This window comes from Wenjunlia tyrosinilytica, assembly GCF_014646055.1.
In the GTDB taxonomy this organism is placed as follows: domain Bacteria; phylum Actinomycetota; class Actinomycetes; order Streptomycetales; family Streptomycetaceae; genus Wenjunlia; species Wenjunlia tyrosinilytica.
The window spans coordinates 37,023-62,269 of sequence record NZ_BMMS01000022.1 but is presented as its reverse complement, the minus strand read 5'-3'; the positions used below and the strand labels follow the sequence as shown (position 1 = coordinate 62,269).

Below are 25,247 nucleotides of genomic sequence, written 5' to 3'. Positions count from 1 at the left end.
TCGCGGCTCAGCGGTCGCCGACGAAGACCCGAGGTACGCGGCCCTTCCAGGGCATGGCCTCCTCGAGCCGGGCGGCGACCGTGAACAGCACATCCTCCCTGCCGTACGGAGCGACGAACTGCACACCGATCGGCAGTCCGGGCGCTCCGGGCGAGGGGCAGGCTCATCGCGGACTGCCCCGACCTGCCGGGAGACCGCTTCCGGCGCGGCCGGGTCCGGGGGCCTCGGTGCCATGAGGAACGGGGGGCGACCGAATGACGCCGTGCGGCCTGTGCGCTCGTGCCCGGCCAGTCGGTTCCCGGGCGTCAGGCGTGCTTGGGGCTGGCCAGCAGAAAGCGGTGCCCGGCCCGGTCGGTGTGCTCGGTGGCGTGCCAGCCCGCCCGTTCCAGTGCATGGGCGCACCTGCCCAGTTGCCGCCTCACCTCGCCCTCGGCCTCGGCGGCGGGAGCGGGAGCGGGAGCGGTGGGGGCGGATGCCCTGCCCGCCGCGGATTGCGCCGACATCCAGGAGACCGATACGGCGTGGGGCTGGGAGGAGGATTCGGCGACGCGGTAGCCGTCGCGGACATGTCTTCCGGAGGCGTCGACAGCCGAAGGAGTGATCCCGGCGCCCTCCAGGGCCAGGGCCACGGCGGAGACCATCCGTGCCCTCTCCCATGCGGCGGGAGCGGCCACCGCGGCCTCGTCCGCACCGGTCACCCTGCGGATCTCCAGCAGACCCGCCCACGCCGTGGCCACGGCACGCCGTCTGCCCTCGGTGTCGGACGTCCGCGGACCGTCCCCGGTGGCCGCGGCGAACACCTCGGGGCCGGGTGGTGCCTCCTCGGCCGTGGGCTCAGGTGTGCCCCCGGGCGCGCCGTCGGCACCGTCGCGGACCTGCCAGCCCCGCCGGGTCAGGTAGTGGGCGCCCCGCTGCCCGTACTTCACGGCGAGTCCTGCGGCGACGAGCGCCCGGCACGTGGCCGGGGCGGCGTCCATCTCACCGGTGTCCGGGTCCGCCCCGTTCACCGCCCGCCGCTGGGCGGCCGAGAGCCTCGGCGTTGCGGGACCGCTGGACGACGGCGTACTGGACATGGGTCGATGATCCCTCCTCGACGGCGCCGTTCCATCGTCCCAGGGGTCCGGCGCGGCCGGTCCGGGGCGGTCCGGCGCGGTCCGGAGCGGCCGGCCGGATCGGACTCGGGACGCTACGCCGTGACGGGCTCGTAGGTCAGCAGGACATTGCCCGAGCGCAGCGTCCTGGTGTTCAGCAGCTTCAGGCCGATCCGCTCCTCGGCGGTCCTGAAGAGGGACTTTCCAGCGCCGAGGATCACCGGGTTCACCATGATCCGGATCTCGTCGACGAGCCCCTCCCGCACCAGGCTCGCGGTCAGCGACGAGCTTCCCATGATCACGACGTCCTTGCCGGGCTGGTCCTTCAGCTCCTTGATCTCCTCGACGACATTGCCGTTGATGAGCCGGGTGTTCTCCCACTCGGGCTTGTCGAGCGACGTCGAGACAACGATCTTGGGGTGGCCGTTCATGCGGGAGGCGACCCGCGGGTCGTCCTGGAGCGCCTGCGGTGTCGGCCAGTACTGCGCCATGACCTCGTAGGTGACCCGGCCGAACATCAGCGTGCCGGCCGCGTCCAGCTGCTCGATCGCGAGCTCGTTGAACTCGTCGTCGACGACCGGCCAGTCGAACTCCCCGTTGGGGCCCTCGTAGTACCCGTCGGCGGTCGTCACGAAGAAAGCGTGGATCTTCCTCATCGTGGAACTCCCTGTACTCGCTGTTCCGGCGCCCGGTGCGGCCGCCTTTCGCGGGGGACGTCGGAGCGGGCGGCATGTTCTCTACATGGCTCCCCAGAAATTCTCCGCCTTTCTCGTGGCGCTCGGGTTCGTGGTCCTCGGGCCGACGCTCGCCGGTCCGCGGAGCCGTCCGGGTGATCCGCCGTGCCGCTCGGTGTCCCGTGGGCTGGCCCGGCGGTTGTGTCCCGTAGCGCCTGACAGTTCCTGCCGTGGAGTGTGTGCCTGTGGCTGCGCCAGACCCGTTGTGCGGTCCGTCCAGCGATCCATCGACGTCACCGGGGCGAGACACGGACCGAGACACGGACCGAGAGATGGACGGGGAGACGGGCCGGGAGACGGGCCACGACATCGACGGCGTCCCCGTGACGGACCGGCCCTGCCTCGCCGCCTTCATCCCTCGCCCCGACGCCGACTTCCGGCTGTACTGCTTCCCTCCGGGCGGCACGGGTCCGGAGTACTACCAGAACTGGGCGGCCCGTCTCGGGCCCGGCGTCGAGGTGTACGCCGTCCACCTGCCCGGACGTGGCTCCCGAGCCGGTCGGCCGTCCATCACCGACCCCCGCCGCCTGACCGCGGCACTGGCGGATCTCCTGCATGGGGAGCACGGGGAGCACGGGGCCGGCAGGCGCGACGAGCGGCCCTTCGCCCTGTTCGGCCACAGCATCGGCGCCCTACTGGCCTTCGAGACCGCCCGCGCGCTGCGCCGCCAAGGGCGTCGGCAGCCGATCCTGCTCGCCCTGTCAGCGCTGCCCGCCCCGCACGTGGGGTCGTTCGGTGTCTCCATGGCCGCCCGCGTGCTGAGCGGAGCGGCCGCTCTCACCGACATCCTCGGCCCCATTCCCGAGGTGCGCCTCCACAATCCCGGCCTGCTCGCCACCGCCTACACCCCGCTCCTCGCCGACCTTCTCCTCGTTCTCCAGCACCGGCACCGCGACGAGGCGCCGCTGGCAGTGGAGCTGGCGCTGTACGGCGGCGCGACCGACCCCGTCGTCAGCTTCGAGCAACTGGCCGCGTGGAAGGATCTGGTGACCTCCCCAGCCTCACCGCATCTGTTCCCAGGCGGCCACCAGTACCTGAGCGAGCAGGCCGGGGCCGTGCTCGACCAGCTGGCCAAGGACCTGTACTGCGCCCACGAGCTGCGCTCCTGCGGCCCATGACCGTGCATCCCGCCGTGCCGGAGCAGTGCCGCACCGCAGATATCAGAACAAACAGTGCGACGATGCCCTTATGGGTTGGGAGGACGTCGCCGAGGGGCTGTACACACGCCCTCCGGACGACTTCACCGCTGACCGCGACCGGGCCGCCAAGTCCGCCCCTCGTGGGGAGGCCGCCAGGATCCGCGCCCTGCGCCGCCCCACCATCGCCGCCTGGGTCACCAATCTCCTCACCCGCCACGACCGCGACCAGATCCAGGCGTTCCTCGGCCTGGGCGAGCAGCTGCGCCGGGCCCATCGGGAGCTCGACGGGGACCAGCTGCGTGAGCTGACCCGACAGCAGAGGCGGGTGGTGTCCATGCTGTCGGAGCAGGCCAGAAAGCTCGCCGAGCAGGCGGGACGGCCGGTGGGTGAGAACGTCCTGCGGGAGGTCGAGGCCACCCTGCACGCCGCGCTGGCCGACCCGGACGCCGCCCGCCAGGTGGCGAGCGGCCGCCTGACCACGTCCCTCACCCCTCCGTCCGGGTTCGGCCCGGTGGGCGAGAGCGCCACCGTCCACCCGCTGCGCCCGTCCAAGGACAGGAAGGAGAAGAAGGACCGGGAAAGGAGCGGCCGGGCCAAGAGTGCCGGAGACAGCAGGGCCGGGGACAGGGACGACCGGGAGGAGGCGGCCCGGCGCGCGAGGCAGCAGGCCAGGGCGGAGGCCGAGGCCGCGGAGCTCGAGCGCACCGCCGAGGAGGCGGAACGGGAGGCCGAGGCCGCCGAGCTCGAGCTGGCCGAGACGGTGGACCGGCGCCGCGCGGCCGAGGCCCGCGTCGACGAGCTCACCGAGCGGTTGCAGCGGGCCAAGGAGGAGCTGCCGGACGCCGGAAAGGCGGAGCGCTCGGCCCGTACCCGGGCCCAGCAGGCCGGACACGAGGCCGAGCGCCGACGCGACCGCGCACGCGAGGCCGCCGAGCGGGTGAAGAGTCTCGACGGCGGAAGCGAACCACCCCGCCGTCGGGGACGAAGCCGCTGACCCCTCCTCCGTGCCGGGTCAGACCGGCTGGACCGGCTCCTGGAGCTCGGTCACCCAGGTGTCGGGACTGCCCATGACATCGAGGTAGAGCTCACGTGCGTACCCCGCGGAGCGGTACCCATTGGTGTCGATCCAGCGCGCGAGCGCCTGGACGGTGGGCATGACCTTCTCCATGGAGCCGCGGTGGACGATGGTGGCGGCACTGTCGATCGCGGGCAGGTCCACGATCTCGAAGCCCTGGCCGGTCCCGGGTTCGGCCGCGACCGTCACACCGGCGTGCACCACGATCGTCTCGTCCCCCCGCGGGGAGTCCTCGTAGTAGGCGATGTTCGACCCCGTGCGGGTCACGCCCGCGTCGGCCAGCCGTCGGCACAGCTCCTCGTAGAGGGGCTGGACGACGGGGCCGATGTCCTCGGGCCCGTAGCCCGCTGCCGTGCCGGTCAGCTCGGCGACCCGGACGGCTGGAATGCGCTTGACCACAACGTCGTCGACAGGCATGTCGCCCTCACTCTCGATCGTGTGGAGCCTCGCCTCGACCCGGGCCAACCGCGTGGCGTCCGCCGCGATCGCCATCTCGAGCTGCGCGCGCCGCAGCCGCAGCATCCCCCGCAGTTCCTCCACGCTCACCTGCTCGTCGAGGATCGTCTGCACCTGTTCGAGGGTGAAGCCGAGGTCCTTGAGGGCGATGACGCGGTTGAGCCGGGCGAGCTGGCCCGCTTCGTAGAAGCGGTAGCCGCTGACCGGATCGACATGGGCGGGGCGCAGCAGACCGATGGCGTCGTAGTGGCGCAGCATGCGCACCGACACCCGGCCGTGCTTGGCGAAGTCTCCGATGTTGAACATGACGCCTCCCAGTCCACGGCCTCACACCGTGTCATGGTCAAGCGCCCTCGATCATCCGGTGCGATCCGTGTCCGCGGCCCGGAACGCGCGCAGGCGCTCGGCGTGCTCGTCGGTGCGGGCGTCGTACGACAGCAGCTTCGGGAGGGCGGCGGTGAGCAGGAGCACGGCCGCCACGCAGGACGGTCCGCCGGTCCAGACCGAGGTACGCACCCCGGTCGGGGTCTCCGCCCCGCCGGCCGGTCCGACGGTGCGGGCCGTGCGCGCCGACGCCATTCGGTTCACGTGGACCGCGGCGCACCGCGGCACGGTCCACGTGGACCGCGGCGCGCCGCGGCGGCCCGGCACGGTCATGACCGCTCGGCACCCGTTCGCTCGGCTCCCGTTCGCTCGGCTCCCGTTCGCTCGGCTCCCGTTCGCTCGGCACCCGTTCGTGCGACGTACTTGCCGTTGCCGCGGCCCTCGGCGAGCAGTTGGTGCACCTCGGGCACCCGGTCGAGCGAGTCGACCTCCGTCACCGCGATGTCGAGCCGGCCGGTGGCGATCAGGTCCAGGACCTGGCGCAGCGCTCCGGCCGCGCGTCCTGGCACCGTGGCGGACAGGCGGCTGATGCTGAAGCCGCTGATGGCGATGTTCCCGCCGATCAGCCGTTCGAGGGGCAGGGGCGGGGTCTCCCGTCCTCCGTCGGCGTTGCCGAACAGCACGATGCGCCCGCCGGGCGCGGTGACCGCCAGGTCGACGTCCAGCATGCTCGTGCCCAGGGGGTCCAGCACCACGTCCACTCCGCCGTCCGCCGCCGCTCGGACCTCCCCGGCCAGGTCGCCGCCGCGCGCGATGGCCACGTCGTACCCGCTGTTCCGCGCGGACAGGACCTTCTCGGGACGGCCGACCGTACCGATGCGCAGCCCTCCGCCGAGCGCGGGTACCAGCTGTGCCAGGGCGCTGCCGACACCGCCGCTCGCCGAATGCACCAGCACGCTCTCCCCCTGCCGGAATCTGGCCGCGTCGGTCAGCAGCAGGAGCGCGCTCGCGAGCATCACGGGAGCCGCCGCGGCGATGCGCGAGGGGACCCGGTCCGGCACGGCAACCGTGAGCGCGGCACGAGCAAGCGCTACCTCCGCCAGGCCGCCGCCCGGGCTGAACGCGGCCACCCGCTGCCCGACCGTGAGGCCGGTGACATCGTCGCCCACCTCGCGCACGGTGCCGGCGACCTCGAGTCCCGGCACATGGGGCCACGCGCGGGCGTATCCCTCGTCACCGCGCCGGGCCATCACGTCGAGGAAGTTGATGCCGGCGTGGGTGACGTCGATCGTCACCTCCCCCGCCCCCGGGCGGGGTTCCGGGACGTCCTGGACCTGCGTGCGGTCGCAGCCGCGTGACGGAGCGGTCATCACCAAAGCGCGCATGCCGGATCTCTCTCCACCGTTCGCCGTGCAACGAGGGCCGTACGCTAACGGCCCCCATTGCCCCGATCGAACACCTCCGGCTTCGTGCCACCTCCCTCGAGCGCCCCGTTCACGCCATGACGCCAGGCCTGCGGTGCCGGGGACGAGCGGCCGGCGGCGGCCTCGGTTCACCCGCACGAGTGATACGGGTGAACGGCTGAACGGCGGGGTCACCCGGAGGCGGCGGACTCGTTCTCGTCGAGCACACGGTCCAGGAACAACGCCAGGTTCGACCGCAGGCGGGCGGCCTGCTCCGCCGGGCTCAGGGTCTCGTCCGCCCTGACGACGAGCTTCGACTTCTTCCTGCCGCGCACATAGAGGGAGCAGGCGAGATCGGCGCACATGTACGAGCCGACCGTGTTGCCCCGGCGGCCCGCGGCCCCGGCCCTGCGCGCGGTCAGGAGGCAGACCCCGGACGCCACATGGCCGGTGAGGCAGATCGAGCACACCGTGGTCCTGACCAGACTCCTGCGCACGCCCGGCGGCACACGCAGAGTCACTCCGACCGGCGCCCCGTCCCGCTCGGCGACCAGGTAGGCCCGCTCCGGGGCGCCCGGATCCCGCCAGCCCAGGAAGTCCAGGTCCTCCCAGGGCACTTCGGCCAGTCCCCTGGGCAGGTCGAGACGGCGCGCCTCGCCCTTGGAGCAGTTGACGAAGCAGTCGCGTATGTCTTTCTCGGCGAGAGGGTCCATGGAACCGGAAGCTAGCAATCAGCCCGATGTCTCGTCGCTCGAATATCCGGCGGCACCCGCGGTCGCCGAGCGGCCGAGGCGGCGCTGCCGAGGCGAGCCGGCTCCCTCGGAGGCACGGGCGGCCAGATCGGCTGCCAGGTGGCGGGACGGGCGGGGGATCGCCCCGAAGTCCTCGTCGTCCGCGTCGACGTGGAGGCGGTCGATGACCGCTTCGAGCTGAGGCGGCAGGGTGGGCCGCAGGCCCTGGTGGCATCGGGCGAGCAGATCCCTGCAGACGTCCTCGGGCAGCAGGGTGCTGTCACGGCGCTCCGGCCGTTCGGCGCGGCGGGCTGGGCGGACCGACAGCAGTGCGGCCTGCTCGCGCCAGTACCGCGCGTCACGGAACTCCGCGTAGCGGCGGTGGTTCAGATACAGGCAGTAGGCGGCGGTGTGGCTGCCCCCTCCGGCGGCGAACTGCCACCAGAACTGGGCGGCGTCGTCGCGTCCGCTCAGCTGCAGCAGGCAGGCGAAGACGAGCGCGCCCTCGGGTTCGGTGTAGCGGCGGTCGGCGAGGCGGGCGAGGTACTCGGCGGCCTGCGGGGCGTTGATGATCAGGGCGCACGCCAGGGCGAGCTCGTGCTGGGCCTGCTCGTGTTCCGACGCCGAGCGCGCCGGGGCGGCCAGCCGGGTGCGGGGACCCGGAGGGTCGTCGGCGGCGAGGACCGCGCGCTCGCGGGCGGCCTGCGGATCGTAGTCGTCAAAAGTGCGGGTGAGGACTTCCGCCTGGTCGAGGAGGGCGTCAATGGCTCTCTCGCCCTCGTCGGTACCGTGCACGTCCTAGCCTCCGATCTGTGTTTCCCAAGCGATGTCCAGATCCTTGGCCATTCTGCGCTTGGCGAAACTCACGGTGGACCGGACCGTCGATGCCTTCACACCGAGAAGGGCGGCGGCCTCCGCCTCCGGGTATCCCAGCACGAACCGCAGCACGACCGCGTCGTACTGGCGCTCCGGCAGGCGGGCGATGGCTCCGTACAGGCATATCCCGCACTCGAGCACGGCGAAGCGGTCCTCGGTCACATCGAGCATGCGGGTGACGGCGGAGGCGAAGGCGGCGGTCTCCACCAGCGCCACGCGGTGGTTGCGCTCCTCGAGCCGGGCGGCGATGTGCTCCTTGAGCAGGGCCCAGGCGTAGAACTGGACATTGCCCTGCTTCAGGGCGTGCGACCAGCCACCCGCGAGCTGGGCGCAGAGCAGGTCGACGACGGTCCTGGCCGCGTCCGCGTCGCCCACCTGAAGGTGCGCGAACCGTAACCACCCTCGGTGGTAGGTGTCGTGGAAGGCCTCGAAGGTCAGCGCCAGTCTTCTGCTGCGCAGAGGCGGCGGCGAGGTCCTGCTCCCGGAGCCGTGGCCCTCCTCGTTCACCGCTCGCCCCCCGTCGCCCGGCAGGGCGGCGCGGTACGGGCCCATAACACGCGCAGGGCGTCCCGTGGATCCGCAGGGGTCCGCACTTCGATCGTCACAAGTGTCCTGTCTCTTCGCAGGCCGGTGCCGTACGCCGCGACCCACGGCATCTACTGGAGGCGACGCGGAGTACGTCAGAGCGTAATGATGTGATTACTCGTGTGGCAACTCAATCTTGGACACTCGGTGCGGGCATTGCTGAACCAGCGCTTCCGCACGGGCGGTTCGGGATCGGACGCCACGGACGACCGTCGAAGGAGAGCAAGGATGAGCGAGGACGAGACCGCGGTGGACGCTGTGATGGATCTCCAGTTGGACCGTGCCCACTCGGCCCGAATGTACGACTACTACCTCGGCGGCAGGACGAACTTCACCGCCGACCGGGAAGCGGTGGGCCGGGTCATGGCCGTCTTCCCCGCCGCGCTCGTTGCGGCGCGGGCCAACCGTGAGTTCATGCACCGCGCCACCCGGTTCCTCGCGGGCAGCGGCATGCGGCAGTTCCTGGACATCGGCACGGGCATTCCCACCTCGCCCAACCTCCACGAGGTGGCGCAGCGCGTCGCGCCCGAGTGCCGGGTCGTGTACACCGACAACGACCCCATCGTGCTCGCCCATGCCCAGGCGCTCCTGTGCAGTCACGCGTCGGGCCGCACCGCCTACGCCGAGGGCGATGTCACCGACCCCGAAGCCGTCCTGAGCACCGCGGCACTGCGCGACACACTCGATCTGGACCGGCCCGTGGCCCTGAGCCTGAACGCCCTGCTGCACTTCGTGGGCGACGACCAGGGCGCCCACAAGATCGTGGAGCACCTCAAGGGCGCGCTCGCCTCCGGAAGCACCCTGGCGATCAGCCATGCCACCTGGGAGTTCGCGCCGGAGGCCATGGAGAGGGTCGCGGAGGTCTACCGCTCCGCCGGGACACGGCTGCACTTCCGCTCACGCGAGGAGATATCCCGTTTCTTCGACGGCTGGGAGCTCATCGAGCCCGGCATCGTCCCGTCCAGCAAATGGCGGCCCGACGACCCCGACGACGCCGCCAATGTGACCGACATCGAAGCCGCTTGCTTCGCAGGTGTCGCGCGCAAGCTCTGACAGGCGCACGCCCGCCACTCGGGCGTGCATCGACGCGCCACCGCGGACCCTTCCCGGAGTCGTTAGGGTGGGATCAAACGCTCTTACAGTGTAAGCGAGTTGGGAGGAAGCCATGGTGACCGCGCGTGCGGCGGGCGAGTTGCCCGACGCGCATGTCCTCGATCTCCAGCAGGCGGGACCGACGGTGTCCCGCATGCTGGTGGGTGCACAGCTGCGCCGGCTGCGTGAGGCCAGGGGCATCACGCGGGAGGACGCCGGGTACGTCATCCGGGCCTCCGAGTCCAAGATCAGCCGCCTGGAGCTGGGGCGGATCGGGTTCAAGCAGCGGGACGTCGGCGACCTCCTCAGCCTCTACGGCGTGAGGGACGACGGAGAGCGGGCGACACTGCTCGCTCTGGCCGAGCAGGCCAACACCCCCGGCTGGTGGCAGCCCTACAAGGATGTCCTCCCCTGCTGGTTCGAGGCGTACCTCGGGTTGGAGGGGGCGGCGCACGTCATCCGCGTGTACGAGGTCCAGTTCGTTCCCGGCCTGCTCCAGACACCGGAGTACGCCCGGGCGGTCATCCGGCAGGGCCATGAGCGCGCCCACGACGACGAGATCGAACGCCGGGTGCGGCTGCGGATGGACCGCCAGCGGGTGCTGCGGGGGCCTCAGGCGCCCAAGCTGTGGGCCGTGCTGGACGAGGCGGTGCTGCGCAGGCCGTTCGGCTGCCCGGAGACGATGCGCGCCCAGGTCCGGCACCTGATGGAGGCCACCGAACTCGGTCACGTCACGCTCCAGGTGATCCCGTTCCGCTCCGGGGGCCACGCCGCCGAGTGCGGGTCCTTCACCATCCTGCGGTTGCCCCAGCAAACGCTTCCCGACGTGGTCTACCTCGAGCAGCTCACCGGTGCTCTCTACCTCGACAAACCGTCGGACGTGGAGCACTACTGGCATGTGATGAACGTTCTGGGCATCAAGGCCGAACCGCCGACGGCGACCGCGGCGGTTCTCCACCGCATCCTGAAGGAGATGTAGCCCCGGTCGGCGGCCTGCGGCCCGCGGCCCGCCGACCGGGGTCAGGGCTTCCTTCCCACTGCCCCGTACTGGGAGACCTGGGCCGGGGTTCCGTCGAGCTCGGCGAATTCCGGCCGCCAGTGGGCGCACGAGACCAGGCCCGGCTCCAGCAGGTCCAGGCCGTCGAGGAACCGGGCGATCTCCCGGCCGGTGCGCGAGGTGATGGGAGGGGTGGCGTTCTCGTTCCAGAACTTCATGGCCTCCACATTGCCCTCGCCCCCGAGTTCCAGTGTGGGATGGGTCAGCACCAGATAGCTTCCGGAGGGCACGGCGTCCATCAGCCGGGCCACCGTCGCCCGCGCCTGGTCGTCGTCGATGACGAAGTTCAGGATGCCGAGCATCATGACGGCGACGGGGCGGTCGAAGTCCAAGGTGTCCGACGCGGCCTCCAGGATCGTCCCGGGTTCGCGCGCGTCGGCGTCGATGTAGTCGGTGGCACCCTCCGGTGTACTGGTGAGAAGGGCCCGCGCGTGCATCAGCACCAGGGGGTCGTTGTCGACGTAGACGATCCGGCTCTCCGGAGCGACCCTCTGGGCCACCTCGTGGGTGTTGTCCACGGTCGGCAGTCCCGTGCCGATGTCCAGGAACTGGCGGACCCCGCACTCCTCGGCCAGGAAGCGTACGACCCGGCCGAGGAATGCCCGGTCGGCCCGGGCGACATGGACGATATTGGGGAACATGCCGAAGATGTGGTCGCCGACGGCGCGGTCGACGCTGTAGTTGTCCTTGCCGCCCAGCCAGTGGTTCCACACCCTGGCGTTGTGCGCGGTGCCCCGGTCGAGTCCGTCGAGGCCGGGCATCTCCTGCTTGTCGCTCACGCGTGCTCCCTCATCCGTTTCGTCTGCGTACAACCCCTGCCGCGGGGCCCTTCGGACTCGCGCCCCCATCATGTCGGACGGGGCATGAACTCATCACCCGAGGAGGCAAGAGAACCGGCAGGTGGGGCATCTGATGGACATTCACCCGATTGCCTCTTGCCCGGGCGTCGTCCGATCGGCTCCCCCTGCCTCATAGTGGTGGCCCGAAGGAGTTGCCCATGAACGAGCGACACAACGGCGCCGACCGCGGTGTGCGTGAGCTGCGGATCGCACTTGTCTGCTACGGCGGGGTCTCGCTCGCCGTGTACATGCACGGGCTGACGAAGGAGCTGCGCAAGCTCGTCGTCGCCTCGCGGGCCTTCGAACAGGCCCCGGACACCAACCCTTTCACGACGGACCAGTCCGAGTACGCCTACTTCGAACAGCTCGCCGTACTCGCCGAGGACGGCCCGTCCGTGCGTGTGGTCATCGACATCATCAGCGGCACTTCCGCCGGCGGCATCAATGGCGTGTGCCTGGCCAAGGCGCTCGCCAACGACGGCTCCGACGACGCCCTCAGGGATCTGTGGCTCTCCCGCGGCGACATCGGTGGTCTGCTCAACGCGCCCCGGGGGCTGCCTCTTTGGGCCCGTATCGGCGCGGTCGTGGGCCGGGTGGCGATGCGTCCCGCGGGGCGGTTCACCCCGCTGCGCGGTGACGACATGGCACGGTGGCTGCACGACGCCATCAGCACGATGGACCGGCCGGACAAGGCGATGACCGCCGCGTCGGTGTCGGGACTGGTACCGGCGGGCAATCGCCTGCACCTCTATGTGACCACCACCGACCTCACCGGTGTGGAACGTGTCGTGGACTTCGGCACGGGCGGCGCCGCCCATCACGACCGCTCCTACCACCACGCCCTGGTGTTCCGTCATGACCGCGGTGGAGACAGCGACTTCGGGCCGGGCAGCACGGCGGCGCTCGCCCTGGCCGCGCGCTGCACCTCCAGCTTCCCCGGGGCCTTCCCGCCCGTGCGGCTCAAGGAGTTCGCCGAGGACCTCCAGGTGAAGGCGCCGCCCGCGGGCCGCGCCTGCGACCTCGACGCCATCGTGCGCCGGTTCTTCCCGCAGTACCTCACCGCGCCGGAACAGGCGTGGTCCACGGCCTTCGTCGACGGAGGGGTGCTGGACAACGCGCCGTTCGACCACGCGGTCGCGGCGATCAGCCGCCAGCGCGCCGAGACCGAGGTCATCAGGCACCTCGTCTACATCGAACCCGACCCTCCTCCCACACCCCCGGCGGGGACGGCCGACGCCGAGCCGTCCGCGCCCCTCGATCCGGTGGGCGCTCCCGGATGGCTCTCCACGCTGTGGCGCGTGAGGACCACGATCCCCTGGCACCAGCCCCTGCTCAACCAATTGCTGGCGCTGCGCGATCTCAACGCAAGGATCCGGGACGTCGATGCCGTGGCCGACCACCAGATGGCGACCGTCGAACGGCTCGTCGAGGAGGCGATGCGCCAGGTCGCGCCGACGAACGGCACGGTGCCGCCGGCGCCCGGCAATGGCCCGACGGCGTCCATGACCCGGGTCGCGGACCGCGAATGGCTCAAGGAAGCGGTCGCCGTGCTGCACGGGAAGGCGCGGGAGGCGACCGGTCTCGCCTACGGCACCTATGCGCGACTGAAGATCGAGGACGCCATCACCATACTCGCCGACCGGATGGCGGCGGCCTTCGCCTACCCCCCGGACTCGAGCCAGGCCGCCTTCGTCCACACCGTCCTCATCGCCTGGGCGAAACAGCAGCCCGCCTACCGCGAGTTCACCGATCAGGCACTGCAGGACTTCCTCGGCTCCCTCGACCTCGGATACCGCGAACGCCGTATGCGCTTCATAGTGCAGGGAGTCAACCGCCTCTACGGCATGGCCGGTTCCCCGTCCCGCCACGAGATCGACCGGGTCAAGCGAGCGGTGTGGGACATAATCGACGGGCTCGGCGCCATGCCGGCCTCGGCGGCCGGGAAGGTCCCGTCCGACATCGCCGCCGTCATCGCGCCGCGGTCCCTGTCGGATGCGGCCCTCCACGCGGATCCGGCCGACTGGGCCGCGGAACACGGACGGGAGCTGAGCGCCCTCGTCCACGCGTACCGAGGCGAGCTGTCGGCGTTCACCCAGGACAGCGGCGCCGCCCTGTGGGAGCGGTTCCTCAAGTACACCGAGACATGGACCGCCGAGCAGTGGACGCCGCTCGCCACCCGCTACGCGGGCTTCCCCGTCTGGGACACGCTGATCTTCCCGATCGTCGCGCTGAGCGGGGTCCCCCAGTTCAGCCCCGTCCAAGTGCGCCGGTTCAGTCCCCTGGACGCGACCCGGCTCGCCGTCACCTCCGGGGAGAAGCTGAAGGGCACGGGGCTGTCGCACTTCGCCGCCTTCTTCCATCAGGAGTGGCGCGAGAACGACTACCTCTGGGGACGCCTCGACGGGGTGCAGCTCATCCTCGGCATGCTCAATGAACTGCGACCGGAACCGGCCGAAGTCGGCAGCACCGTACTGAAGCGGGCATTCGAGGCCGTACTGGACAGCGAGACGGCACTGCGGAAGGTGGAAGCGCTGCGCCGGGACGTCGGCGAGCAGGTCGCCGCGATGCAGTAACGGCCGTTCCCTGGAGTGCCGTTGGGGTGCACGGGGGGCGGTCGGCCTCAAGAAGACTTCAAGAAGCGACGCCAAGAACCGGTGCCGCAGGACGGCGCCGATCCGGCCAACTCGGGCCTGATCAGCGGCTCTCGCTGGGCGGCAGGGCCTCCTCGGTGTGCAGCGATGACGGCGCGATCCTTCACTGGATAACAATTGGTCCCGTTTCCAACTCGTTAAGTTTCAACTTCTTGACGCCACGATCACGGGCGGAGTTGACTGCGCCGCACCCCCGCCGCAGGGTGCGGCCTGGCAGGAGGTCCCCGTTCGTGAACACCTATATGCGCCGTGCCGCGCTTTTTGCCGCAGCCGTCTCCCTTGCCACCGGTCTCGCCGCCTGCGGCAGCGCCAAGCAGTCCGGTGACAGCACCGGTTCCGGGTCGGGCGGCGAGGACGGCGCACTGACCATCGGCCTGCTGCTCCCGGAGAACCAGACCGCGCGCTACGAGAAGTTCGACCGGCCGCTGATCGAGAAGAAGGTCAAGTCGCTGTGTCCGGACTGCAAGGTCCTGTACGCCAACGCCAAGCAGGACGCCTCGGCCCAGCAGCAGCAGGTCGACACCATGATCACCAAGAAGGTCAACGCCCTGATCCTGGACTCGGTGGACTTCAAGTCCATCGCCGGCTCCGTGAAGAAGGCCGACGCCGCGGGCATCCCGGTCATCGCGTACGACCGCCTGGCCGAGGGTCCGATCAAGGGCTACACCAGCTACGACAACGAGTACGTCGGCAAGGTCCAGGGCAAGGCCCTGCTCGACGCGCTCGGCGGCAAGGCGTCCAAGGGCAAGATCGTCATGATGAACGGCGACAAGGGCGACCCCAACGCCGCCTTCTTCAAGCGCGGCGCGCACTCCGAGCTCGACGGCAAGGTCGAGATCGGCAAGGAGTACGACACCGTCGGCTGGGCCCCGGACGAGGCCAACAAGAACGCCAAGGGCGCCATCTCCTCCCTCGGCAAGAACAACATCGTCGGCTTCTACTCGGCCAACGACGGCATGGCCGGCGGCATCATCACCGCCCTCAAGGCGGCCGGCTACTCCAAGCTCCCCCCGGTCACCGGCCAGGACGCCGAGCTCGCGGGTGTGCAGCGCATCATCACCGGCGACCAGTACATGAGCGTCTTCAAGCCCTACAAGCCGGAGGCCGACGCCGCCGCCGAGATGGCGGTGACGGCGGCTCGCGGCGAGAAGCTCGAGGACGTGGCGACGGACCTCGTCGACAGCGGGACGAACCAGAGCATTCCGGCGGTGATCATCACCCCGGTGGAGCTGACGAAGAAGAACATCGCGAGTGTGGTCTCCAACGGCCTCTACACGGTCCAGGAGATCTGCACCGCCAAGTACAAGGACGCCTGCGACGCGGTCGGCCTGCAGCCGTAGGCCGCAGGCCCCCGATCGCCGGGCCGCCGTGCGCCCTCCCGTCGATGACGGGAGGGCTCACTCGCGTGGGGGGGGACCCGAGCAGTCGGCGGCCGTGCCCGTGCACCGGCCCGGCGCCGGTCCGCACCCCCACGGGCCGGCGCCCTGGCGGGTTCTGCTCGACCCGGCGGGGCACCCCTTCTGCCTCCCGGTGCCCGCCACGGTCCGAGGATCAGGGCGTCGGATGCCTGGCGTCGTACCGGACGAAGCCCGGCCGGCGGGCGGTGAGCAGGAGCATCGCCACCACGCAGGCCAGCCCGCCGCTGACGGCGGAGAAGGCCGGCGAGGTGAGCTGGGCGACCGATCCCGACTCGAAGTCGCCCAGCCTGGGCCCTCCGGCGACAACGACGATGAAGACCCCCTGGAGCCTTCCGCGCATGTCGTCGGGGGCCGCGGCCTGCATGATGGTGTTACGGAAGATCATGCTGACGGTGTCCGCGCATCCGGCCGCGGCGAGCAGGGCCAGCCCCAGCCACAGATGCCGCACCAGTCCGAAGCCGGCGATGGCCGTCCCCCAGGCCAGTACGGCGAAGACGACCGCCAGGCCGTGGCGGTGCACCCGGCCGACCCAGCCGGAGAAGAGGGCTCCGAGCAGGGCCCCGACGGCGGGCGCGGCGACGAGCAGGCCGACGGTTCGCGCGTCCCCGCCGTAGAAGCCGACGGCGATGGCGGGAAAGAGCGCCCGGGGCATACCGAAGATCATGGCCGCGAGGTCCGCGAGGAAGCTCATCCTCAGATTGGGACGGTCGCGAAGGAAGCGCAGCCCCTCCAGGACCGAGGCCCGCCCCTTGCGCACCCCGTCGGGGCGCATGGAGGGCAGCCGCCACATGGCGTACAGGGTGGCGGCGAAGGCGACGGTGTCGACGAGGTAGGCCGCCTGGTAGCCACCGGCTCCGATGAGGACCCCACCGAGCAGGGGTCCGACGGTCAGACCGAGGTTCATGCTGACGGTGGCCAGGGCGTTGGCGGCCGGGAGCTGTTGCGCGGTCACCAGTTTGGGGATCATCGAGGACCGGGCGGGCGAGCTCACCGAGAAGCACACGGCCTGCAGTGACACCACGGCGTACAGCACCGCGACCTGGCCCGTACCGAGCAAGGCCTGCGCGGCGAGCGCGGCGGACAGCAGCGACAGTCCCGCGGCGCCCCAGAGCCCGAGCTTGCGGCGGTCCACGGTGTCGGCGACGGCCCCGCCGTAGAGGCCGAAGACGACGAGCGGGACAAAGGAGAAGAGACCGACCAGGCCCGTGGCGAAGGGCGAATCCGTCAGCGCGTAGACCTGCACCGACACCGCCACGGCGGTCATCTGCTGGCCTATGGAGGAGACGGTCTGGCCGAACCACACACGGCGGTAGTGGGGACTCGTCCGCAACGGGGTGATGTCGGCGAGGGCGAGCCGGGCCGTCCGGCGCAGCCGTCCTACCGGCCGTCCGCCCGGTCGTCCGCCCGGCCGTCCGTCCGCTCCGGGCCCGGAGGGCGGGGACGGTGTGGAGGGGACGGAGACCGGCCCGGTCGAGCCGCCCGGGGTGTGGGGAGCGGCGCTGTCGGGTCCGGAAGATTGTGTGGTCACCGCGTCATTTTCGCCGAACACGCTTCAACGGTGGATGGAGCTTCGGTCCGGGCCGCCGAAACGCCCACGGGGATGGGCAATGGGGCATATCACCGGCGAGATTGGATGCTTCCGATGTACCGGACCGGCCATTCCCCTTCGCTTGAGTCGACCGCGCCCGCGACTGCCCGAGCCCGACGAGGCGCCGGGCCCATGCCGCCGGACACGGCCGATTCCCCAACTGCCCGGCGTTCCGTGCGACGAGGGCCACACGCCTCCCGGCGAGGTGATCGAGGGGCGCTCGACGAGAGCCTGTCACAGCCGGCCGAGCGGATCCCGCTGCGGGTCGACGGCCCTCCCGGGTGACGCACCGGGGCGCCGCGACCGGTCACCGCCGGCGGGCCGGCTCCCCCGCCTCGTCGCTCTCCCGAGCCTCCGAGGGGGCCATGAGCGAGGTCGTCAGCGGCACCTTGCCCAGCATGATCGCCCCGACGAGGATCAGGGCCGCCCCCAGCAGTTCCAGGACGAGCCACCAGCCGAGACGGATCCGCTCCCCGTACAGCGTCACTCCGAGGGTGAGGCTCACCGTGGCGTCACCGAGGGTGAGGGCGGGCTGGGACGCGGCCAGCGGCCCCGACTGCATGGTGTTCTCCATGAGGAAGAGCGAGCCCGCTCCGGTCGCGGCGAAGGCATAGGTCTGCCAGGCCAGGAAGAAGCCGGTTATCCCGTCGCTCTGCCACTCGTAGGTGGCGGACTTCAGCAGGGCGGCGGTCAGCGCGTAGCCGATGGCGGTCGCGGTGCCGAGGCAGGCCGCACGCGTGGCGCCGACGGGGCGGCGCATCGCCACCGCGATCAGCGCGGCGACCGCTGCCCCGCAGCACAGCAGCGCCAGGGTCCACCGGTCCATCGGTGCCTGGGACCGCCCCGGGGTGGGCGAGGCCGCGGCCAGGGCGGTGGCCAGTCCGACCACGATGCAGCCGACGGCGACCCAGCCCGCCCGCGGAAGCTTGCGGCCGAGCACCACGCCCGCCATGAGCAGGGCGAACGGCAGTTCGAGCACAAAGATCGGCTGCACGACCGACAGCGGTCCGTTCGCCAGGGCCAGTGCCTGGAAGCAGGCGGCGGCGAGAACCCCCGCCATCCCACCGAGCCAAATGGGCCGGTGGAGCAGTTCGGTGATCAGCCGCAGATGGAACCCGTGGGACAGCGGCACGGTGAGCGCGGCACGCCGCTGCAGTACGGTCCCCAGCGCGTTGCTGGCGGCCGCCAGCAACGCGAACAGGACGCAGAGCAGCGACGTCTGCTCCACCCGCACCTCCCTCGCGCTCCCGAGAAGCCAGGTCCGCCGCCGCCGGAGCGAAGCCCCGGCCGGGCACGGCGGCATGAACCATCGTCCCGCGAAGACGTCCCGTCGGCATGTCGTCGCCGGGGCGAGGCCGGGGGAGGCCGGGCGAGGCCGGGCGAGGCCGGGGGAGGCCGGGCGAGGCCGGGGGAGGCCGGGGGACAGCGCTCGACCGGGCGCGCTCGGGGCGGCCCGTGCACAATCGGGCCGGAAGGGCGCCCGGCAGGTGGGCGGGGGCGTCAAGGGCGGGGACGTCAGGGCGGGGACGTCAGGGCGGGGACGTCAAGGCGGGGACGTCAAGGCAGCGACGTCAAGGCAGGGGCACCGCGAGGAGCGCCGCGTAGCCGATGATCAGGCCGTAGCCGACGCGGAAGGTCCACACCCGGGCGGCGCCGGTGATCCTCGTGCCCGCGAAGGCGCCCGCGGCGACGATGAACTGCTGCCACAGCAGCGACGCGAGGAAGACTCCGGCCACAAAGACCACCCCCGCCCCGCCGTGCCCGAGGCTGCCTCCCTGCGCGGTGGTGAGGGCCGCGAAGTACAGGGCGGTGGTGGGGTTGATGAGCGTGAGCGCGGCGAAGCGGCCGAAGGTACGTACGGCGCCCCCACCCACCGCGGCCCTCTCCCGCGCGTCCGTGGAACGGCGGGACGCCACCAGGCCTCGCGCGGCGATCGCCACCAGGACGGCGGCCGACACCAGCCGCACCCATGCCTCCACCCCCGACAGCGCATCGGCGACCAGCGGACCGAGGGCGGTCGCGACGGCCGCGTAGGCCATGTCGACCGTCGCCACGGCCGCTGCCGCCGCGGCGGCGCGGCGCCAGCCGCGCATCCCCTCCTGGACCAGGAGGACACCCACGGCCCCTATCGGCACCGCCACGCCCAGCCCGGCCGCCGCTCCCGCCATGGCCGTCGCCGTCAAGGAATCACTCATCCGCCCACCGTGGCCGGGGTCCTGTCGCTACTGTGGCCGAATTACGGCGCCGACTGCGACAATCGCGGCATGGACGAGCTGGACAGGGAAATCCTCAGTCATCTCCAGGAGGATGCGCGGATCTCCTTCCGGGACCTCGGCGTGCGGGTCGGGCTCAGCGCCAACGCCGCCGCCGACCGGGTGCGCAAGATGCGCCGCACCGGGGTGATCCGCGGCTTCACCACGCTGGTCGACCCCGCCGCCGACAGCCGCTCCGGGCTGGTGGTCTTCATCGACGTGACCCTGCGGCTCGACACGACCGGAGAGCAGTTCGAGAAGGCGGTGCTGCGGCTGCCGGGCATCACCGAGGTCGTGCACGTCACCGGCGAGCACGACTACCTCCTGCGGGCCCGCGCCGCCGACGCGCCCGCCCTGGACGCCCTGCTGCGCCGCCTCAAACGCGAGGCGGGGGTCGCCCAGTCCAACACCCGTCTCGCGCTCAGGGCCGCCCTCGGATGAGCGGACCCGGTCGCGGTCAGCGGGCTCCGAGGCGGGGCTGCTCCGGAAGCCGGGTCTCCTGCAGCCAGGACCGGAACAGATCCCCCAGCGGCCGCGAGGTGTGGCGCTGTGCCAGGGCGGTGAACTCCGCGGTGGTCACCGTGCGGTGCCGGTGCTGGGCCGTCCACTCCCGCAGGACGGTGAAGAAGGCGTCGTCACCGAGCACCGCCCGCAGGGCATGCAGGGTCAGCGCGCCCCGCTCGTACACACGGTCGTCGAACAAGTGCCGTGCGCCGGGGTCGCCGATCCTCAGATCCTGGGGCATGGCGGCCACGGTGGCCCAGGAACGGGCCGCCAGTTCGTCCGCCGAGCGGCCCCCCGAGGCCTGCGACCACAGCCACTCCGCGTATTTGGCGAATCCCTCGTTGAGCCAGATGTACCGCCAGTCGGCGACGGTCAGGCTGTTGCCGAACCACTGGTGGGCCAACTCGTGTGCGACCAGCCGTTCGAAGCCGCGGCGGCCGTCGACGTGGTTGGCGCCGAAGATCGACAGGGCCTGGGCCTCGACCGGGACCTCGAGCTCCTCGTCCACCACGACCACCGCGTAGTCCTGGAACGGATAGGGGCCGAAGAAGCCCTCGAACGCGCTCATCATCTCCGGCTGGCGGGCGAAGTCGTGGGCGAAGTCGGCGAGCAGGCGCGCCGGAACGGCAGCGGGTTGGGAAACGGGTTGGGAAAGGGACCCGGCGGCCACGTCCAGCATCTCGTACGGCCCTATCTGCACCGTGGCGAGATAGGTGGACGTAGGGGCGGGCTGCCCGTAGACCCAGGTGGTCGTGCCCGCGCCTGTCGTGCGCGACTCCAGGACCCCGTTGGCGACCACGGTGTACGGCGAGGGCGCGGTCACCGAGATCCGGTAGGCGGCCTTGTCGGCCGGGTGGTCGTTGCACGGGAACCACGAGGGCGCGCCGGTCGGCTGGGCGGCCACGATGGCGCCGTCCTCGAGCTCCTCCCAGCCGAGATCGCCCCAGTGCTTGCTGCGGATAGGCCGCGGGGTGCCGACATAGCGCACTTCCACGGTGAACGGAGCCCCGGCGGGCAGCGGATCGGCGGGCCGGACCCTGAGTTTGCCCGCCCGGTGGGTGTAGCGGGCGGGCCGTCTGCCGTTCACCAGCACCCGGTCCAGGCGGAATTCACCGAGGTCGAGGCTGAACCCCGACAGCGCGTGCTCGGCGGTGGCCGAGATCTTCGCCCTGCCGGAGAGCCTGCCGCTGCTGGGCCGGTAGTCGAGCTCGAGATCGTAGTGGGCCACGCGGTAGCCGCCGTTGCCGTGGCGCGGGAAGTAGGGGTCGGTGGAGGTATCGGCGCCGGGGCGCGCACCGGTCCGTGCGCGCCCGTTCTTCACACCGCTCACCCTCGCCGGGCCCCTTCCGTCTGCCGGGTCCCCTCCGTCTGCCAGGCGGCGATGGGATTGCCGAGCCAGCGGGTGCCCGCGGGCACGCTCTCGCCGCCCATCACCAGCGACGCGGGACCGACCGTAGTCCGCTCGCCGATGGTCGCGCCGGGCAGAACGATCGCGTGCGGGCCCAGCGTCGCCCCTTCCTCGAGGGTGACCTCGTCCATACGCATGATCCGATCGTGGAACAGGTGCGTCTGCACCACACAGCCGCGGTTGACACTGGCCCCGTCACCGATCCTGACCAGGTCGGCCTCGGGCAGCCAGTGGCTCTCGCACCATACGCCCCGCCCGATCCGGGCGCCGAGGCCGCGCAGCCACAGATTCATCAGCGGGGTGCCGTCCACGGCCGCGATCAGCCAGGGCACCGCGAGCGTCTCGACGAAGGTGTCGGCAAGCTCGTTGCGCCAGACGAAGGAGCTCCACAGTGGGCGCTCGATCGCCCGGAACCGGCCCACCAGCAGCCATTTGGCGCCAATGGCGACAGCGCAGGCCGCCACGCCGGCGGCGAGCAGAACCACCGAGCCGCACAGGGCCCCGAGGCCCGGGCCGATCCGGGCCGTGAGCGCCTCGAAGGCGGCGAGTACCAGCACGGCGAGCGCGACGGCGCACATCACCGGAACGATCCGGCACAGCTCGACGGCGGCGCGCGCCGCCTTCAGCCGACGGGACGGCGCGAAGGTTCGGCTGCGATCGCCCTTGTGCGCCGACCGGGGCAGTTTCATGGGGGGCATGCCCAGCCATGAGCTGCCCGCCTTGGCACGCTTGGGCGTCGCGGACAGCACACCGACCAGGCCGCGGTTGGGCACCGAGCGGCCGGGCGCGGTCATGCCCGAGTTGCCGAGGAACGCTTTCTTGCCGATCCGGGCCTCGGCGATCCGCATCCAGCCGCCGCCGAGTTCGTAGGAGGCGACCATGGTGTCGTCGGCGAGGAAAGCACCGTCGCCGACCGTGGTCATCGAGGGCAGCGCGAGCACCGTCGACGCCTCCACACCGCGCCCGACCCTCATGCCGAGAGCGCGCAGCCACACCGGGGTGAACAAGCTGGCGTACAGGGGGAAGAGCACCACCCTGGCGTTGCTCATCAGCCGCTCGGTCGCCCACGCCTGCAGGGCGACACGCCCATGAACGGGGTGGTGGCCCTCGCACATGCCCACACCGAGCACCCGTACGCCGCCCAGCACGAGAGCCGCGTACGCCAGCAGCGAGACCGCCGTGGCCGCCGGCACCGCGAGCAGGGCGCCGGCGAGCGCCGATCCCGGCGTGCTCGCGCCGCGCAGGAACAGCCCCGCCACCAGGATGCCTGGCAGGGCCGCGGCGACCGGCAGGAGGACGAGCGCGAGCGAGGTGAGGCCGTACAGGAACGACCACAGGCGTGAACGTGCCGGGCGCTCCTGCGGCCGGCGGTGGCCCGCCTTGCCGGAGCGGGTGGCCGGGACCCCCGCCCAGTGGCGGCCCGCGGGCACCGAGCCGGTCACCGCGGAGCCGGGTGCGACGGTGGCGCGCTTGCCGATCCGCGCGCCGGGCAGGAGCGTGCCGCGTGCGCCCACCCTGGCGCCCGCGCCGATCCTGATCCTGCCGATGTGCAGGAGGTCACCGTCCAGCCAGTGCCCGGACAGGTCGACCTCGGGCTCGACGGCGCTGCCGCGGCCGAGTTTGAGCATGCCGGTGACCGGCGGCAGGGAGTGCAGGTCCACGCCCTCGCCGACCTTGGCTCCGAGCGCCCTGGCGTAGTGGGTGAGCCAGGAGCCGGTCAGACTCGTCGCGCCGCTGATCGCGGCCAGGCGCTCCGCGGCCCACAGTCGCAGGTGGACGCCGCCTCCGCGCGGATATGTACCGGGCCTGAGCCCCCTGAGCAGGAGCCGGGCGCCTCCGGCGGCGATGCCCACCCGGCCGGCGGGGCTGAAGAAGACCAGCCAGCCGAGCAGGACCCACCACCACGACACGGCGGGGGCCCACGGGTAGGAGCCGGTCAGGGCGAGAACGTTGTTCATCGCGGCGAGCGCCACACTCCAGCGCAGGGCGGTCACCGTCATCAGCGGCAGCATCAGCAGCGCCTGGACGACCCCGGCGCCGCGTGGCGTGGGCCGCACCTGGCGGGAGGTCGCCTCCTCGCCGTCGAAGGCGTCGAGTGCCGCGGCCAGGGCCGCGAGCGTGCGGGTCTGGTAGACATCGCCGACGGACGCGCTCGGGTAGCGCTTCCTGATCAAGGTGACGAGCTGCGCCGCGGCGAGGCTGCCACCGCCGTGGGCGAAGAAGTCGGCGTCGGCCGAGCCCACCGAGGTGCCCAGCACCTCGGTCCACTGCTCGGCCAGCCATGCCTGCGTGCCGTCGAGCCGGACGGCCCGCTCGGCCTTGTCCGCCGAGGGCAGCGGCCAGGGCAGCGCGGCGCGGTCGACCTTGCCGGAGGTGCGGGTGGGCAGGTCGTCCACCTGCGCGAGAAGCGGTACCAGCGCGGCGGGCAGCGCTTCCCGCAGCCGGTCCAGCGCCTGCGCGGGGTCGAAACCGCCGTCGGCGGCGCCGACCACGTAGCCGACGAGGACCTGGTGGCCGCTCCTGGTCGTCCGCACCGCGGCGGCCGCCCCCGCGACATCCGGCAGCGCCTGAAGCGCTGCATCCACCTCGCCGAGCTCGATCCGGCGTCCACCCAGCTTGACCTGCTCGTCCGCCCGGCCGACGAACAGCAGACCGGCCTCCTCGGCCCGCACCAGGTCGCCGCTGCGGTACGCCCGGTCCCAGCCGAGCACCGGCAGGGGAGCGTACTTCTCGCGGTCCTTGCTCCGATCGAGGTACCTGGCCAGTCCCACGCCGCCGATGACCAGCTCACCGGTCTCCCCCATGGGCACGACCTCGCCCCGGGGGTCCACCACCGCCAGCTCCCAGCCGTCGAGGGGCAGCCCGATGCGGACCGGGCCCTCACCGGTCAACTGGGCGGCGCAGGCGACAACGGTCGCCTCGGTCGGGCCGTAGGTGTTCCAGACCTCGCGTCCCTCGACGGCCATCCGCTCGGCCAGCTCCGGCGGGCAGGCCTCACCGCCGAAGATCAGCAGCCGCACGTCGTCCAGGGCCTGGGCCGGCCACAGGGACGCCAGGGTCGGCACCGTGGAGACGACGGTGATCCCCTGCTGGACCAGCCAGGGGCCGAGGTCGAGGCCGGTGCGCACCAGCGAGCGGGGTGCGGGCACGAGGCAGGCGCCGTGCCGCCAGGCCAGCCACATCTCCTCGCACGAGGCGTCGAAGGCGACGGACAGGCCGGCGAGGACCCGGTCGCCGGGGCCGATGGGCTCCTCCGTCAGGAACAGCCGGGCCTCGGCGTCGACGAAGGCCGCGGCGCTGCGGTGGGTGACAGCCACGCCTTTGGGCCTGCCGGTCGACCCGGAGGTGAAGATGATCCAGGCGTCGTCGCCGGGGCCGGGCTCACCGGCCGTTCCCGAGGGTGTTCCGCACAGTTCGAGCTCGCGGTGGGCGCCGAGGACGGCGCTCACCGCGGCCTCGGAGAAGACCAGGTCGGCGCGCTCGTCCGGGTCCTCGGCGTCGACCGGGACATAGGCCGCCCCTGCCGCCAGCGCGGCGAGGACGCAGACATGGAGGTCGACCGTGCCCGAAGGCACCCGGACGCCCACGCGGTCGCCGACGCCGATCCCCCGCGCGGCCAGTTCGCTCCGCAGCGCGTCGACCTCGGCGAGCAGGGCGCGGTAGGTGAGCACCGTGCCGCCGTCGTCGACGGCCGGGGCGTTGGGGTGGCGGCGGGCGGTCTCGCGCAGGATGTCGAGCAGGGTGCGCTCGGCCGCGGGCGCGCCCGCCGAGAAGACGGCCGGCGCCGCGAGGGATGCCTCTGCCGCCTCCCGCAGGGGGCCGAGCAGGGTCTCGAACTCGTCGACGACGGTCATGCGGCCCTCCATGCCTCGGTCGGCCCCGCGCCGGGTGGGGCGCCGGGTGCCTCGACGCTGTCGGGGCAGGCAGGGGTCGGACGCACGTGTCTCATCCTCCGTCGCGTGTGAGCCGCGATTCGTCGGCTCCTCGTGAGCCGCGTTTCGGCTCCTCGGGTGGGCGGAAGCGC

The 25,247-nt window shown here is 71.9% G+C and carries 21 protein-coding genes; 7 read left to right on the top strand and 14 right to left on the bottom strand.

The genetic code is table 11. The annotated features are described in order from the left end of the window. Nucleotides 1-305: 305 nt before the first annotated feature. Nucleotides 306-1,073 (bottom strand): hypothetical protein, encoded by a 768-nt coding sequence (locus IEY86_RS23810; RefSeq protein ID WP_189133871.1) that lies wholly within the window; start codon nt 1,071-1,073, stop codon nt 306-308. Nucleotides 1,074-1,186: 113 nt separating this feature from the next. Next, entirely contained in the window at nt 1,187-1,747 is a 561-nt protein-coding gene (locus IEY86_RS23805; RefSeq protein WP_189133870.1) for a dihydrofolate reductase family protein, read from the bottom strand. A 350-nt stretch (nt 1,748-2,097) separates the two neighbouring features. On the opposite strand from IEY86_RS23805, the gene IEY86_RS23800 reads away from it, so the two are divergent. Beyond that, complete coding sequence (locus IEY86_RS23800; protein ID WP_189133869.1) at nt 2,098-2,943, top strand: thioesterase II family protein; 846 nt, start codon at nt 2,098-2,100, stop codon at nt 2,941-2,943. 70 nt (nt 2,944-3,013) lie between these two features. Further along, nucleotides 3,014-3,958: a hypothetical protein gene (locus IEY86_RS23795; RefSeq protein WP_189133868.1), complete on the top strand. Its 945-nt coding sequence runs from the start codon at nt 3,014-3,016 to the stop codon at nt 3,956-3,958. An 18-nt stretch (nt 3,959-3,976) separates the two neighbouring features. Here IEY86_RS23795 and IEY86_RS23790 read toward each other — a convergent pair whose 3' ends face one another. The 6 genes from IEY86_RS23790 to IEY86_RS23765 all read right to left on the bottom strand — a co-directional run bounded on the left by IEY86_RS23790 (nt 3,977) and on the right by IEY86_RS23765 (nt 8,336). Beyond that, complete coding sequence (locus tag IEY86_RS23790) at nt 3,977-4,801, bottom strand: MerR family transcriptional regulator (RefSeq protein WP_189133867.1); 825 nt, start codon at nt 4,799-4,801, stop codon at nt 3,977-3,979. A gap of 51 nt (nt 4,802-4,852) precedes the next feature. After that, nucleotides 4,853-5,074 carry a hypothetical protein gene (locus tag IEY86_RS23785; RefSeq protein ID WP_373287083.1) on the bottom strand — a complete coding sequence of 74 codons (222 nt, stop codon included), beginning with the start codon at nt 5,072-5,074 and terminating at the stop codon, nt 4,853-4,855. 74 nt (nt 5,075-5,148) lie between these two features. Next, entirely contained in the window at nt 5,149-6,204 is a 1,056-nt protein-coding gene (locus tag IEY86_RS23780; protein WP_189133866.1) for a quinone oxidoreductase family protein, read from the bottom strand. 209 nt (nt 6,205-6,413) lie between these two features. Continuing rightward, nucleotides 6,414-6,935: an FBP domain-containing protein gene (locus IEY86_RS23775; RefSeq protein WP_189133865.1), complete on the bottom strand. Its 522-nt coding sequence runs from the start codon at nt 6,933-6,935 to the stop codon at nt 6,414-6,416. Between the two features lie 18 nt (nt 6,936-6,953). Beyond that, the gene (locus IEY86_RS23770) at nt 6,954-7,748 is read right to left on the bottom strand and encodes a hypothetical protein (protein WP_189133864.1); all 795 of its coding nucleotides are present in this window, start codon (nt 7,746-7,748) and stop codon (nt 6,954-6,956) included. A 3-nt stretch (nt 7,749-7,751) separates the two neighbouring features. Further along, complete coding sequence (locus tag IEY86_RS23765; protein ID WP_189133863.1) at nt 7,752-8,336, bottom strand: RNA polymerase sigma factor; 585 nt, start codon at nt 8,334-8,336, stop codon at nt 7,752-7,754. A 306-nt stretch (nt 8,337-8,642) separates the two neighbouring features. Here IEY86_RS23765 and IEY86_RS23760 point away from each other — a divergent pair, with 306 nt between their 5' ends. Together IEY86_RS23760 and IEY86_RS23755 are read left to right on the top strand one after the other, a co-directional pair. Further along, nucleotides 8,643-9,467: an SAM-dependent methyltransferase gene (locus IEY86_RS23760; protein ID WP_189133862.1), complete on the top strand. Its 825-nt coding sequence runs from the start codon at nt 8,643-8,645 to the stop codon at nt 9,465-9,467. A 112-nt stretch (nt 9,468-9,579) separates the two neighbouring features. Continuing rightward, the gene (locus tag IEY86_RS23755) at nt 9,580-10,485 is read left to right on the top strand and encodes a Sco1979 family transcriptional regulator (protein WP_189133861.1); all 906 of its coding nucleotides are present in this window, start codon (nt 9,580-9,582) and stop codon (nt 10,483-10,485) included. Nucleotides 10,486-10,526: 41 nt separating this feature from the next. Here the strand turns inward: IEY86_RS23755 and IEY86_RS23750 are convergent, their stop codons facing one another. Next, a complete protein-coding gene (locus tag IEY86_RS23750; RefSeq protein ID WP_189133941.1) occupies nt 10,527-11,324 on the bottom strand; it encodes an SAM-dependent methyltransferase in 798 nt (265 codons plus the stop codon). A gap of 236 nt (nt 11,325-11,560) precedes the next feature. On the opposite strand from IEY86_RS23750, the gene IEY86_RS23745 reads away from it, so the two are divergent. Next, nucleotides 11,561-13,975, top strand: coding sequence for a patatin-like protein (locus IEY86_RS23745; protein ID WP_189133860.1), 2,415 nt, complete (start codon nt 11,561-11,563; stop codon nt 13,973-13,975). A 308-nt stretch (nt 13,976-14,283) separates the two neighbouring features. Then, complete coding sequence (locus IEY86_RS23740; protein ID WP_229698696.1) at nt 14,284-15,393, top strand: substrate-binding domain-containing protein; 1,110 nt, start codon at nt 14,284-14,286, stop codon at nt 15,391-15,393. 211 nt (nt 15,394-15,604) lie between these two features. Here IEY86_RS23740 and IEY86_RS23735 read toward each other — a convergent pair whose 3' ends face one another. The 3 genes from IEY86_RS23735 to IEY86_RS23725 form a co-directional block, all read right to left on the bottom strand. Continuing rightward, nucleotides 15,605-16,843, bottom strand: coding sequence for an MFS transporter (locus IEY86_RS23735; RefSeq protein WP_189133939.1), 1,239 nt, complete (start codon nt 16,841-16,843; stop codon nt 15,605-15,607). 523 nt (nt 16,844-17,366) lie between these two features. After that, nucleotides 17,367-18,287 (bottom strand): DMT family transporter, encoded by a 921-nt coding sequence (locus IEY86_RS23730; RefSeq protein WP_229698695.1) that lies wholly within the window; start codon nt 18,285-18,287, stop codon nt 17,367-17,369. Between the two features lie 343 nt (nt 18,288-18,630). Further along, nucleotides 18,631-19,254 carry a LysE family transporter gene (locus IEY86_RS23725; RefSeq protein ID WP_189133858.1) on the bottom strand — a complete coding sequence of 208 codons (624 nt, stop codon included), beginning with the start codon at nt 19,252-19,254 and terminating at the stop codon, nt 18,631-18,633. Between the two features lie 69 nt (nt 19,255-19,323). On the opposite strand from IEY86_RS23725, the gene IEY86_RS23720 reads away from it, so the two are divergent. Then, nucleotides 19,324-19,752 (top strand): Lrp/AsnC family transcriptional regulator, encoded by a 429-nt coding sequence (locus IEY86_RS23720; RefSeq protein WP_189133857.1) that lies wholly within the window; start codon nt 19,324-19,326, stop codon nt 19,750-19,752. A 16-nt stretch (nt 19,753-19,768) separates the two neighbouring features. Here IEY86_RS23720 and IEY86_RS23715 read toward each other — a convergent pair whose 3' ends face one another. After that, entirely contained in the window at nt 19,769-21,145 is a 1,377-nt protein-coding gene (locus tag IEY86_RS23715; protein WP_189133856.1) for a M1 family metallopeptidase, read from the bottom strand. Beyond that, nucleotides 21,142-25,077 (bottom strand): Pls/PosA family non-ribosomal peptide synthetase, encoded by a 3,936-nt coding sequence (locus IEY86_RS23710; protein ID WP_189133855.1) that lies wholly within the window; start codon nt 25,075-25,077, stop codon nt 21,142-21,144. Before IEY86_RS23710 ends, IEY86_RS23715 begins: the two co-directional genes overlap by 4 nt. Between the last annotated feature and the right edge of the window lie 170 nt (nt 25,078-25,247).